Source organism: Pseudooceanicola sp., assembly GCF_041987405.1.
GTDB lineage: Bacteria > Pseudomonadota > Alphaproteobacteria > Rhodobacterales > Rhodobacteraceae > Pseudooceanicola.
The window spans coordinates 673,578-686,263 of record NZ_JBHIWR010000001.1 but is presented as its reverse complement, the minus strand read 5'-3'; the positions used below and the strand labels follow the sequence as shown (position 1 = coordinate 686,263).

Sequence of the window (12,686 nt, the reverse complement as noted above, 5' to 3'; positions counted from 1 at the left end):
GCGCGTTCAGGCGAACTGGCGCGACATCTCCCCGGCGGCACCGGCCAGCGACTTCGGATAGCTCACCATCAGGATGGCCGGGCTGCTGATCCCCTCGCGCGTGATGCACGCCGCCAGATCGCCCAGCACCGTTTTCACATGCCGTTCGCGCGCGGTGCTCGCTGCCGCCACGATCTCCACCGGGCAGGCGGCGGGGGCGCCGCCCGCCAACAATCCGGCCTGTACCTCCTCCGCCTTGTCGACCGCCATGTAAAAGGCGGTCGTCGTGCCGGGACGGGCCATCAGGACCTTGTCCGGTGCAGCATCCCCGGGGCGGCAGGTGCCCGTGGTGATGACGAAAGTATCCGTTTCACCCCGTTCCGTGAGTGGTCGCCCGATAGCGGCTGCGGCGGCCGAGGCGGCGGTAATGCCCGGCACGATTTCTGTTTCGATCCCGGCTGCTCGGGCCGCCGAAAGCTCCTCCTCCGCGCGGCCGAAGATCGACGGATCGCCCGATTTCAACCGCACGACGCGGCGGCCCTTCCGGGCTTCGGCCACGATCAGCCGGTCGATCTTCTCCTGCGGCCAGGCGTGGGAGCCGACCTCTTTCCCAACATAGACCCGATCCGCATCGCGCCGCGCCAGTTCCAGAACCTCCGGATCGACCAGCCGGTCGTAATAGATCACATCCGCCTGTTGCAGCCGCTGCACCGCCCGCAGCGTCAGCAGATCCCGCGCCCCGGGGCCGGCCCCGACCAGCGCGATATGCCCGGTGGCGTCAGGGGCACGCCCCTCCGCAATCGCCTCCTTCAGCAGCCGCGCGCCCTCCCTCTCGCGGCCGGCCAGATGGGCGCGGTAGGCCTCGCCGCTGAAGGCCCATTCCCAGAACCCCCGGCGTTGTTGGGGTGAAATCTTCTCGGCCACCGCATCGCGCAGCCGCCCGGCCAGTGCGACAAAGGGGCCGAGGCGCGGCGACAGCATGGTTTCCACCTCTGTCTTGATCGCCCGGCCCAAAACAGGCGCGGCCCCCTCCGTGCCGATGGCCACGACCAGCGGGTCACGATCCACGATCGAGGGGGTGAAGGCGTCGCACAGCTCCGGCCGGTCGATGACATTCACCACCGCACCCGCGCGCCGCGCCTGCGCCGCCAGCGCGGCGTCCAGCTCATCCTCGCCCGTGCCGATAAAGACCAGCGCCGCGCCCTCAAAGTCATCCGCACCGGCACGCGTCACATGATCGGCCCGCCCGGAGGCAACCAGCCCCTGCAATTCCGCGTCCAGCTCTTCGGCCACCAGCGTGATCCGCGCCTCGGTCTTCAGGATCAGCCGGGCCTTGCGCGCCACCTCCTCGCCACCGCCGCACAGCACGACACGGCGTCCGTCCATCCGCAGGAACATGGGGAAATTCTTCATGGCTCTCGATCCTTGCAACGCATGTTGGGCCGCCGACATCCACACGACTCCTGTCGTGTTCGGTCGAGCAGCCTTGCCCAGGTATCCGGTCTTTCGGGGGTCAGCGACGCCGTTGTCGCTGTCTCAGCCGTAAGGCGGGCAGGGGCGGCGGGGCAAGGGGTATCCTGCATTTTCCGGGCAGCTTTGGCAATTTCGCCCAAAAAGTGGGCGTAATGCGTGCCAATTCTCGCCGATACGGCCTCACGGCATGCGCGTCAGGGCGTCCAGGAAATAGGGCCGGAATCCCTCGGGGTGCTCGCTCATCGGGAAATGGCCCAGCTCCTCCATCACCGTCAGGGTCGCGCCGGGGATGGCCTCCGCCGTGCGGCGCGCATCCTCGACCCTGCAGGTCATGTCATAGGCCCCGACCAGCATATGCACCGGCGTCTTCGCTGTGTCGATCTGGGCCAGCCGTCCGATCAGGCTGTCGTCGGTGGAATAAAAGCTCAGATCGCCCCGCACCACACCCGGCCCGCTCTGCATGAAAAGCCACAGGGTGTTCCACCGCTCCGTCTCCGGCGCATGCGGCGAGATATTGGTGGACACCAGCGCCGCCCCCATCTGCCCGCCATCCGCATCGGGCCGGTCGAACCAGTCGATGTCATACCAGGCGGGCTGGAAATCCGAGGCCTCGATGGCGATGAACCCGGCAAAACGGTCCGGATGCAGCGCCGCCAGCTGCAGCGCGATCCGTCCGCCCATGGAGGTCCCGGCCAGCACAGGCCGCTCAAGCCCCAGCCCGTCGATCACCGCCAGGATCGTCTCGATATAGACCTCCGTCGTCAGCTCGTACTGCTCGGTCTGGAACCCCTCGGGCGGCAGGCTGCGCCCGTGCCAGGGCATGTCAAAGGCGATCAGCCGGTTGCCCGCCGTCACCTCCGCGTCGTTCATCAGATGCCGCCACTGCCGCGCATCCGATCCGGCGGTATGCAGGCACAGCACAGGCCGACCCTCTCCGGCCTCCTCAAAGAAAATCCGCTGCGTGCGTCCCGCGACCTCCGCGGTCAGATAACGCCCGGTGATCGGTTCGATCATGCCACCGCCTCCCGTCCGAGGGCGAGGAACTCCTTGATGAACCTCAGGTTCTTGACCAGTCGCAGCATATCGCCCCGGACCTCCGCCCGCCCGATCTTGACCAGCGCAAAGAGGTCGTGAAACCCTGGCGCAGGCAGTGGCGACCAGAAGGCGGTGAGCGCCTCCGCATCGGTGACGATCCCGAACTGATAGGGCGTCTTGCGGCTCGGCCCCTCGACGATCCGCGCCAATTGGCCCCGGTCGAAGACAAGGTAATACTCCGCCCCGTCGACCATCAGCAGAACCGTATCGGAAAACAGCGCGCCAAGCCGCGCCAGATGCGGCCGCTCGCCCAGCCGCACCTGCATCAGCGCCAGCCTGTCGCCCAGACCGATCACTCTTCGGCCACCACGCGGTTGCGCAACACGCCGATCCCCTCGACCTCCACCTCGCAGACATCGCCCGGCTTCATCCACAGCTGCGGGTCCCGCGCCATGCCGACCCCGGCGGGCGTCCCGGTGACGATCATGTCGCCCACCTCCAGCGTCATCACCGCCGACAGCTTCTCGACCAGCGTGGCGACATCGTAGATCAGCAGCTCCGTATTGCTGTCCTGCACCACCTCGCCGTTCAGCCGGGCGCAGATCCGCAGCCCGCGCGCCCCTTCGGGCAGGTCTTCGGCCATCACGAACTCCGGCCCAAGCGCCCCGGTCGCGTCGAAATTCTTGCCCAGGGTCCACTGCGGCGTCGCCATCTGGAAATCCCGGATCGACCCGTCGTTGAACAGCGTATAACCCGCCACATGATCAAGCGCCTGTGCCCGGGGGATCGCCCGCCCGCGTGTGCCGATCACCGCCACCATCTCGGCCTCGTAATCGAAATGCGTGGACAGGGCCGGGCGCACCAGCTCCCCCTCGTGCGGGACGAGATTGTCGTTGAACCGGACAAAGACGGTCGGATAGGGCGGCGGCTCATGCCCGGTTTCGGAGGCATGGTCGGCATAGTTCAGCCCGACACACAGCACCTTGCCCGCGCGGGTGAAGGGCAGGGCAGGCGTCACCGTCTCCACGTCGATCACATCGCCCGCCGCCAGCGCCCGGCCCGCCGCCTCCAGCCGCCCCTCGCGCAGGATGTCGTCCAGCGTCCCGGGGTAGGAGGCATCCTCGGCCATCAGTCCGGCGTAGCCCGCCTCCGTCTTCACAGCCAGCCCGGCCACGCCATCCTTGGTGAAAGCAAAAAACCGCATCTTGTCCTCCCAGTTTGCGCCAAAGAACCACGCAGCGCGGGGGAGTGCAAACTGTCAGCGCATGGGCAGGATGGCCGGGCTGTCCTTCACCGTCTCCATCGCCATGAAAGTCGAGGTCTGCGCGACATGGGGCAGATGGGCGATAACTTCTGTCAGGGCCTTGCGATAGGCCGCCACGTCGCGGGTCCGGATCTTGAGCAGATAGTCGAACCCGCCCGCGATCATGTGGCAGCTTTCGACCGCGCGCGCCTTGCGCACCGCGGCGTTGAACTCCTCCAGCGCGGTGGCGGTCGTCTGGGTCAGCGTCACCTGGACAAAGGCTACCTGCGCCAGGCCCAGGCGGTCCACATCCAGCGCCGCGTGATAGCCCCGGATATAGCCCGCCGCCTCCAGCCGTTTCAGCCGCACAGTCACCGGTGTCTTGGACAGACCGACCAGATCCGCCAGCGACGCCATCGACAGCCGCGCATCTTTGGCGAGCGCGGCGAGAATGCGATGGTCGAACTGGTCCAAATGGTCCGAATCTTCGGTCATGACAGATCGTATCGCCTAAAACCCCGTGTCAAATCAAGGCTGTTGGGCAGCGAACGGTCAAAACTCAGATCCGCAACACCCCCGAACCCCGTGTATAATGCCCGCCAGAGTCAGTCCCGATCCCGACCCGCAGGAGGCCCGATGACCGCCCAGACCCCCGCCGACATCCGCACTGCGATGCGCGCCGCCACCCTCGGCCCCGAAGCCGAGGCCCTGGCCCGCCTGACCACCCGGGCCGACCTCACCGACGACGACCGGGCGGAGATCTCGGACCGCGCCGCCGCGCTGATCCGCAAGGTCCGCGCCTCCTCCGATCCCGGCATGATGGAGAGCTTTCTGGCGGAATACGGTCTTTCGACCAAGGAGGGCGTCGCGCTGATGTGCCTGGCCGAGGCCCTGCTGCGCGTGCCGGATGCCGAAACCATCGACGATCTGATCCAGGACAAGATCGCGCCGCATGACTGGGGGGCGCATGTGGGCGACAGCGGCTCGCTCATGGTCAATGCCTCGACCTGGGCGCTGATGCTGACGGGACGGGTGCTGGATGACGAGGACGAGGGCGTCGTCGGCGCCCTGCGCGGCATGGTCCGCCGTCTGGGCGAACCGGTGATCCGCACCGCCGTCGGCCGCGCCATGCGCGAGATGGGCGCGCAATTCGTCCTGGGCCGCGACATCAACGAGGCGATGACCCGCGCCCGGGGCCGCGAAAAGGAGGGCTACGCCTACAGCTACGACATGCTGGGCGAGGCCGCCCGGACCGAGGACGACGCGATGCGCTATCACGGCGCCTATGCGCAGGCCATCGCCGCCATCACCGCCGCCGCCCGTAGTGACGACATCCGTCGCAATCCCGGCATCTCCGTCAAACTCTCCGCCCTGCATCCCCGCTACGAGGAGGCGCAGCGCGAGGAGATGCTGCCGCAGCTGGTCGCCCGTACCCTGCAACTCGCCCGGGCCGCCCGCGACGCGAAGATCGGCTTCAACATCGACGCGGAGGAACAGGACCGCCTCGACCTCTCTCTCGACGTGATCGAAACCGTCCTTTCCGACGACAGCCTCGCAGGCTGGGACGGGTTCGGTGTGGTGGTCCAGGCCTATGGCCCCCGCGCTGCCCATGTCATCGACTGGCTATATGCCACGGCGAAACGCCTCGACCGCCGCATCATGGTCCGTCTGGTCAAGGGCGCCTATTGGGATACCGAAATCAAGCGCGCCCAGGTCCTCGGCCTTGATGGTTTCCCGGTTTTCACCCGCAAGGCCAATACCGACGTCAGCTATATCGCCTGCGCCCGGCAACTCCTGGCCTATCGCGACCGGATCTATCCGCAGTTCGCCACCCACAACGCCCATTCCGTCGCCGCGATCCTGGCGATGGCCGACGAGAGGACGAACCTCGGCTCCGACAGCGCGCAGGACCCGGAAACCGCGAGTCGCGCCACCGCCCTGACCCGCGACAGCTTTGAGTTCCAGCGCCTGCACGGTATGGGCGAGGCGCTGCATGATACGGTCCTGAAGGCCGAAGGGACCCGCTGCCGCATCTACGCCCCCGTCGGCGCGCATCGCGACCTGCTGGCCTACCTTGTCCGCAGGCTACTTGAAAACGGTGCCAACTCCTCCTTCGTGCACCAGATCGTGGACGAGGGTGTCGCCCCCGAAACCATCGCCCGCGATCCTTTCAATCATTGTGATCCCGCACCCAACCCGGCGATCCAGCACCCCTCCCGGATCTACGGGAAGGGGCGCAATGCCGCCAAGGGATGGGACCTGACCGACCCGACGACCCTCAACACGCTCGATACTGCCCGAAAACCCTTTGCAAAAGGTTACGAATGGCGCGCCGGGGAGGGCCCCGATGCACGCGCCGTCCTCAACCCCGCCGATCCCTCCGACGTGGTGGGCCATGTGCACGAGGCCACGGCCGAGGACGTCACCCGCGCCATCACCGCCGCCGAAACCGCCCAGCCCGCCTGGGCCGCAACCCCCGTCGCCGACCGCGCCGCGATCTTGCGCCGCGTGGCCGACCTCTACGAAACCCACGCCGCAGAATTCTTCGCCCTCTGCACCCGCGAGGCGGGCAAGACGCTGGCCGATGGCGTGGCCGAGGTGCGCGAAGCGGTTGATTTCCTGCGCTATTACGCGGGACAGGCCGCCACCGCCGAACGCGACACCCAGGCGCGCGGCGTCATCGTCTGCATCAGCCCCTGGAACTTCCCGCTCGCCATCTTCACCGGCCAGATCGCCGCGGCCCTCGTCACCGGCAACGCCGTGATCGCCAAACCCGCCGAGCAGACCCCGCTGATCGCCGCCCGCGCCGCTGCGCTGATGCATGAGGCCGGAATTCCCGCCGATGTCCTGCAACTGCTGCCCGGCGATGGCCCCTCCGTCGGGGCGCCGCTCACCGCCGATCCGCGCATTGTCGGCGTCTGCTTCACCGGTTCGACCGAGGTGGCGCAGATCATCAACCGGCAACTGGCCAAAACCGCCCCCGAGGCCATGCTCATCGCCGAAACCGGCGGCATGAACGCCATGATCGTGGACAGCACCGCGCTGCCCGAACAGGCGGTGCGCGATATCCTCGCCTCCGCCTTCCAGTCGGCCGGGCAACGCTGCTCCGCCCTGCGCATCCTCTACGTCCAGCGCGACGTCGAAGACCGCGTGCTCGACATGCTGTTCGGCGCGATGGACGCCCTGCGCATGGGCGATCCCTGGACCCTGTCCACCGATGTCGGCCCCGTCATCGACCAGGAGGCGCACGATGGCATCATCAGCTACTGCGAGGAGATGGAGGGCAAGGGCCGTCTGCTGAAACGCCTCGACCAGACGGGCGACCATCCGGGCGACCAGACTGGCGACGGCCTGCATGTCGCCCCCCATGTCTTCCGCGTCTCCGGGATCGAGGAGATGCAGCGCGAGGTCTTCGGGCCCGTCCTGCATGTCGCGCGGTTCGATGCCGACCGGATCGGGGACGTCATCGCGGCAGTCAACGCCAAGGGCTACGGCCTGACCTTCGGGCTGCACAGTCGCATCGACGGCCGGGTGCAACAGGTGGTCGATGCGCTGCATGTCGGCAACCTCTACGTCAACCGCAACCAGATCGGCGCCGTCGTCGGCTCGCAACCCTTTGGCGGCGAGGGACTATCCGGCACCGGGCCGAAAGCTGGCGGGCCGCTCTACCTCACCCGGTTCCGCAGGCCCACAGCAGCGGTCGAGATCGAACCGGTGCAGTCCACCCCAGTCCCCCTCGACACACTGCAACTGGCCCTTGCGGACCTGACCCCGGGCGCTTGGGCAACCAGCACCACCCGCATCTCCACCCTCCGCTCCCGCCTGCGCGGCGGCGCCCCCGAGGCGATGAGCGCCACCGCCGCGCTCGACATGGGCCCGCTGGACCTGCCCGGGCCGACGGGCGAATCCAACCGGCTGAGCCTGATCCCGCGCGGCACTGTCCTGTGCCTCGGGCCCGATGAGGATCACCTCTTGGCGCAGGTCGTGCAGGCCCTTGGCACCGGCAATGCCGTACTTGCCCTGGCCCCCGGCGCGCCCGCGATCCTGGAGGTGCTGACGGGCGCGGACCTGCCCCTCACCGCGCTGGACGGAACCCTGCCCGAAAACGCGCTGGAGACCCTGTCGGTGGATGCCGTGGCCAGCCCCGACACCGCGCTGCGCCCTGATCTGGCGGCGCGCGACGGGGCTATCCTGCCGCTCATCACCGCTCGGATCGACCCGGCGGCTTATGTCCACGAACGCGCCGTCTGTATCGACACCACCGCGGCGGGGGGCAATGCCACCCTTCTGGCCAAGGCGGGCTAGGGCTGCTCGCCGGTCAGCTTGGCGATCCACTCCAGCAGCTGCGCCTCGGAAAGCTCACCGATATGCGCCCCGGCCAGCTGACCGTCCGAGCGGAAGAAAAAGGTCGAGGGCAGCGCGGCGGAGCCATAGCGCCGCGCCAGTCGCCGCTCCGCGTCGATCAGGACCGCCTCGCCCGAGAGCCCCTCGAGCGCGAGGAAAAGCGCGATGGTCCGGCTGTCCTCCGCCTGATTGGCAAAGAGGATTTCCACATCCGGCCTCTGCGCGGCCACCTGCTGCATCATCGGCATTTCGCTGCGGCAGGGGCCACACCAGCTGGCCCAGAGGTTCAGCACCAGCGCCCGCCCGTCGCGCTGCGCCAGGTCAACCTCCGCCCCGCCGAGCGCGGGCAGGACCGCCCCCTCCAGCGTGCGGCCGTCACCAGCGGGCGGTTTCAACAGCGCGGGCACCCCGGTCGCCACCCCGACCAGCGCCACCACCGCCAGCGGCCGGACCAATTGACTGCGCCGCAGGGCCCAGCCCAGCCCCACGGCCATCGCCGCCGCCAGCCCCCAGAGCGGCGAGAGCCCGGCCTCCAGAGGACCGGCCATCGCGGCAAGTCCATTGCCCCGCAGCGCCGCGACTCGCGCCGCGATCCCCCAGACAAGGACCAGCGCCACACTGGACACGCCCGGGGGCAGGCCGCGCCCATGCCGCCGGTCGCGGCGGGCCAGAACCTCGCCAATCAGCACAAGCAGGATCAGACCGCCGAGGCCAAGGGCCCAGGGCCAGGTCAGGAGAGTGGCAGTGGAATCGGACAAGAGGCGCGCCGGGATCGTGATGGGTCGCGCCACCTTGCCCCGTCGCCGCGCGACGTGCCATGGGGGATCACGCAGAGGTGCCGATAAACGGCAAAAGGGCCGCCTAACGGCGACCCTTTTCGCGTTTCCCGTGAGGGAAAATTGGAGCGGGCGAGGCGATTCGAACGCCCGACCCTAACCTTGGCAAGGTTATGCTCTACCCCTGAGCTACGCCCGCTTCCTTGGGTAGGGGAGCATGTATAAAGAAGCCGTTCTGGGTGCAAGGGGGAATTTGCAGCTGCGGCCAGATTTTTCGCTCTCCCTGACGACCTGTGAGGCAGATCAACCGCCTACTCGAACTCCACCAGCAGATCCTTGGCGTCGATCTGCGCCCCGGCGGTGACATGGACGGCCTTGATGACCCCGTCGCGGTCGGCGTGCAGGCCGGTCTCCATCTTCATCGCCTCGATGGTCAGCAGCAGGTCGCCCTCCTTCACCTTGGCCCCTGCCGTCACGGCGAGGGAGGCGACGACGCCCGGCATCGGGGCGGCGACATGGTTTGGGTTGGTCGGGTCGGCCTTGGGCGCGGCGGCCTTGGTGCCGGTGGCCTTGCGGTCGGGCACGCGCACCACGCGGGGCTGGCCGTTCAACTCGAAGAAGACCCGCACCTCGCCGTTGTCCTGGGTGTCGCCCACGGTGACCAGGCGGATTTCCAGGGTCTTGCCGGGGTCGATCTCGGCCGTGATCTCCTCTTCGGGTTTCATGCCGTAGAAGAAGGTCAGCGTCGGCAGGGTCCGCACGGGGCCGTACATCTCGTGCCGCAGGGCATAATCGGTGAAGACCTTGGGATACATCAGGTAGCCGTTGAGATCCTCGTCGTCGATCTCCACCCCGCCGCAGGCCTCGGCGGCCTCCGCCCGCTTCTCTTCCAGGTCGATCGGCTTCAGGTGCTTGCCCGGCCGGTCCGTGTTCGGTTTCTCGCCCTTCAGCGCCTTCTTGACGATGGCCTCGGGGAAACCGCCCGGCGGCTGGCCGAGGTTGCCCTTCATCATGTCGATCACGCTGTCGGGGAAGGAGACATCCTTCTTCGGGTCTTCCACATCCGCGCGGGTCAGCCCTTGGCTGACCATCATCAGCGCCATGTCACCCACGACCTTGGACGAGGGCGTGACCTTCACGATGTCGCCGAACATCTGGTTCACATCGGCATAGGCCTGCGCCACCTCGTGCCAGCGCTCTTCCAGCCCCAGGGACCGGGCCTGCGCCTTGAGATTGGTGAACTGCCCGCCTGGCATTTCGTGCAGATAGACCTCCGACGCCGGGGCCTGCATGCCCGACTCAAACGCCGCATACTGGCCGCGCACCGCTTCCCAGTAGTTCGACACCTCGCGCACTGCCACGATGTCGATGCTGCTGGCGCGCTCGCCATGCTTCAGCGCCTCCAGCACCGATCCGAAGGTCGGCTGAGAGGTGTTGCCCGAGAGTGCATCCATCGCGGCATCCACACAGTCCACCCCGGCCTCCGCCGCCGTCAGGATCGTCGCGATAGCCGCGCCGGAGGTATCATGCGTGTGGAAGTGGATTGGCAGGTCCACCGCGTCCTTTAGCGCGGGGAAGAGGACCTTGGCGACCGGGGCCGTCATCACACCGGCCATGTCCTTGATCCCAAGGACATGCGCGCCGGCCTTTTCCATCTCCTTCGCCATGTCGACGTAATACTTGATGTCGTACTTGGCCCGCGCCGGGTCCAGCGCATCGCCGGTGTAGCAGATCGTGCCCTCGCAGATCTTCTCTGCCGCCTGCACCGCATCCATGGCCACGCGCATGTTCTCCACCCAGTTCAAGCTGTCGAAGACGCGGAAGACGTCCACGCCCGTATCTGCCGCCTGGCGGACGAACTCCTGCACCACATTGTCGGGATAGTTGGTATAGCCCACCCCGTTCGAGGCGCGCAGCAGCATCTGGGTCAGGATGTTGGGCATGTGCGCCCGGATGTCACGCAGCCGCTGCCAGGGGCATTCCTGCAGGAAGCGATAGGCCACGTCGAAGGTCGCGCCGCCCCAGCATTCCACCGAGAAGAGTTGGCTGAGGTTCGCCGCATAGACCGGCGCAATCTTCACCATGTCGAGCGACCGCATCCGCGTCGCCAGCAGCGACTGGTGCCCGTCGCGCATCGTCGTGTCGGTGAAGAGCAGTTCTGTCTGGTCCTTCATCCACTCGGCGACCGCCTCCGGCCCCTTGTCGTCCAGCAGGTCGCGGGTGCCCTTGGGAACCTCGCCCTTCACCTCCGGGATGCGCGGGGGTTTCAGGTCGGGATGGGGCAGGGGACGGCCTTGCACTTCGGGATGCCCGTTCACCGTGATATCAGCGATATAAGTCAGGACCTTGGTCCCGCGATCCCGGCGCGGTTTGAAATCGAAGAGCTCGGGCGTCGTGTCGATGAACTTGGTCGTGTACTGGTTGTTGAGGAACGTCGGGTGCTTCAACAGGTTGATCACGAAGTCGATGTTCGTGCTGACGCCCCGGATGCGGAATTCGCGCAGCGCCCGGTCCATTCGGCGGATCGCCTGTTCCGGCGTCGCCGCCTTGGCCGTCACCTTCACCAGCAGCGAGTCGTAGTAGCGCGTGATCACGCCCCCCGCATAAGCCGTGCCGCCGTCGAGCCGGATGCCCATGCCAGTGGCCGACCGGTAGGCGCTGATCCGGCCGTAGTCAGGGATGAAGTTGTTCGTGGGATCTTCCGTGGTGATCCGGGTTTGCAAAGCGTGCCCGGTGAGTTTGACATCATATTGCGACGCCTTGCCGGTCGCCTCCGCCAGCGACTTGCCCTCGGCGATCATGATCTGGGCCTGCACGATGTCGATGCCGGTGACCTCTTCGGTCACGGTGTGTTCGACCTGCACGCGGGGGTTCACCTCGATGAAGTAGAAGGCGCCGGTTTCCATATCCATCAGGAACTCGACCGTGCCCGCGCATTCGTAGTTCACGTGGGCGCAGATCTTGCGGCCCAGTTCGCACAGCTCCTCGCGCTGCGCTTCGCTCAGGTAGGGCGCGGGGGCGCGTTCGACGACCTTCTGGTTGCGGCGCTGCACCGAACAGTCGCGCTCATAAAGGTGGTAGATATTGCCCTGCGTGTCGCCCAGGATCTGCACCTCGACATGCCGCGCGCGGGTGATCATCTTTTCCAGATAGCCCTCGCCATTACCAAAGGCGGCCTCGGCCTCGCGCCGCCCCTCCAACACCTTTTCCTTCAGCTCTTTCGAGTTCTCGACCGGCCGCATCCCGCGCCCGCCACCACCCCAGGAGGCCTTGAGCATCAGGGGGTAGCCGATTTCCTCCGCCTCCTTGATGATGGCGTCGAAATCATCGCCCAGCACTTCGGTGGCAGGGATGACCGGCACACCGGCCTCGACCGCGACCTTGCGCGCACTGGCCTTGTCGCCAAGAGCGCGCATTGTCGCCGCCTTCGGCCCGATGAAGGTGATCCCGGCCGCGTCGCAGGCATCCACGAAATCGGGATTTTCCGACAGCAGGCCATAACCCGGATGGATCGCATCCGCGCCGGACATCTTGGCCACGCGGATGATCTCCTCGATGCTCAGATAGGCCGCAACCGGGCCCAGACCTTCGCCGATCTTGTAGGCCTCATCCGCCTTGAAGCGATGGAGGCCCAGCTTGTCCTCCTCCGCGTAGACGGCGACGGTTTTCTTCCCCATCTCGTTGGCGGCCCGCATGATGCGGATGGCGATTTCACCGCGGTTAGCGATCAGGATCTTCTGGAAGTCGGCCATGGGGTCTTCTCCATGAGAGGGAATTTCCGCAGAGCAAACAATATGCCGCGACGCGGCGCAAGTGCGGAATTTGCTAAGTGCAAA

8 protein-coding genes and 1 tRNA gene are annotated in these 12,686 nt (G+C 67.0%); 1 reads left to right on the top strand and 8 read right to left on the bottom strand.

Annotation, left to right across the window (positions count from 1 at the left end):
* Window positions 1–6: 6 nt before the first annotated feature.
* From cysG to ACFC2Y_RS03250, 5 genes are all read right to left on the bottom strand, one after another.
* Complete coding sequence (gene cysG / locus ACFC2Y_RS03270; protein ID WP_375173619.1) at window positions 7–1,392, bottom strand: siroheme synthase CysG; 1,386 nt, start codon at window positions 1,390–1,392, stop codon at window positions 7–9.
* Between the two features lie 240 nt (window positions 1,393–1,632).
* Window positions 1,633–2,466: an alpha/beta fold hydrolase gene (locus ACFC2Y_RS03265; RefSeq protein WP_375173618.1), complete on the bottom strand. Its 834-nt coding sequence runs from the start codon at window positions 2,464–2,466 to the stop codon at window positions 1,633–1,635.
* Entirely contained in the window at window positions 2,463–2,843 is a 381-nt protein-coding gene (locus ACFC2Y_RS03260; RefSeq protein WP_375173617.1) for a hypothetical protein, read from the bottom strand. The genes ACFC2Y_RS03265 and ACFC2Y_RS03260 overlap by 4 nt, the downstream gene beginning before the upstream one ends.
* Window positions 2,840–3,691, bottom strand: coding sequence for a fumarylacetoacetate hydrolase family protein (locus tag ACFC2Y_RS03255; RefSeq protein ID WP_375173616.1), 852 nt, complete (start codon window positions 3,689–3,691; stop codon window positions 2,840–2,842). Before ACFC2Y_RS03255 ends, ACFC2Y_RS03260 begins: the two co-directional genes overlap by 4 nt.
* 54 nt (window positions 3,692–3,745) lie before the next feature.
* The gene (locus tag ACFC2Y_RS03250) at window positions 3,746–4,225 is read right to left on the bottom strand and encodes an Lrp/AsnC family transcriptional regulator (protein WP_375173615.1); all 480 of its coding nucleotides are present in this window, start codon (window positions 4,223–4,225) and stop codon (window positions 3,746–3,748) included.
* A 141-nt stretch (window positions 4,226–4,366) separates the two neighbouring features.
* Here ACFC2Y_RS03250 and putA point away from each other — a divergent pair, with 141 nt between their 5' ends.
* Window positions 4,367–8,035 (top strand): bifunctional proline dehydrogenase/L-glutamate gamma-semialdehyde dehydrogenase PutA, encoded by a 3,669-nt coding sequence (gene putA, locus ACFC2Y_RS03245; RefSeq protein WP_375173614.1) that lies wholly within the window; start codon window positions 4,367–4,369, stop codon window positions 8,033–8,035.
* Here the strand turns inward: putA and ACFC2Y_RS03240 are convergent.
* From ACFC2Y_RS03240 to ACFC2Y_RS03230, 3 genes are all read right to left on the bottom strand, one after another.
* Window positions 8,032–8,832, bottom strand: a complete 801-nt coding sequence (locus tag ACFC2Y_RS03240; protein WP_375173613.1) for a TlpA family protein disulfide reductase — start codon at window positions 8,830–8,832, stop codon at window positions 8,032–8,034. The two genes, putA and ACFC2Y_RS03240, sit on opposite strands and share 4 nt — an antisense overlap.
* Window positions 8,833–8,974: 142 nt before the next feature.
* Window positions 8,975–9,049 (bottom strand) — tRNA-Gly (locus ACFC2Y_RS03235).
* A 112-nt stretch (window positions 9,050–9,161) separates the two neighbouring features.
* On the bottom strand, window positions 9,162–12,602 hold the full coding sequence (locus tag ACFC2Y_RS03230) for a pyruvate carboxylase (protein WP_375173612.1): 3,441 nt from the start codon (window positions 12,600–12,602) through the stop codon (window positions 9,162–9,164).
* Window positions 12,603–12,686 lie beyond the last annotated feature (84 nt).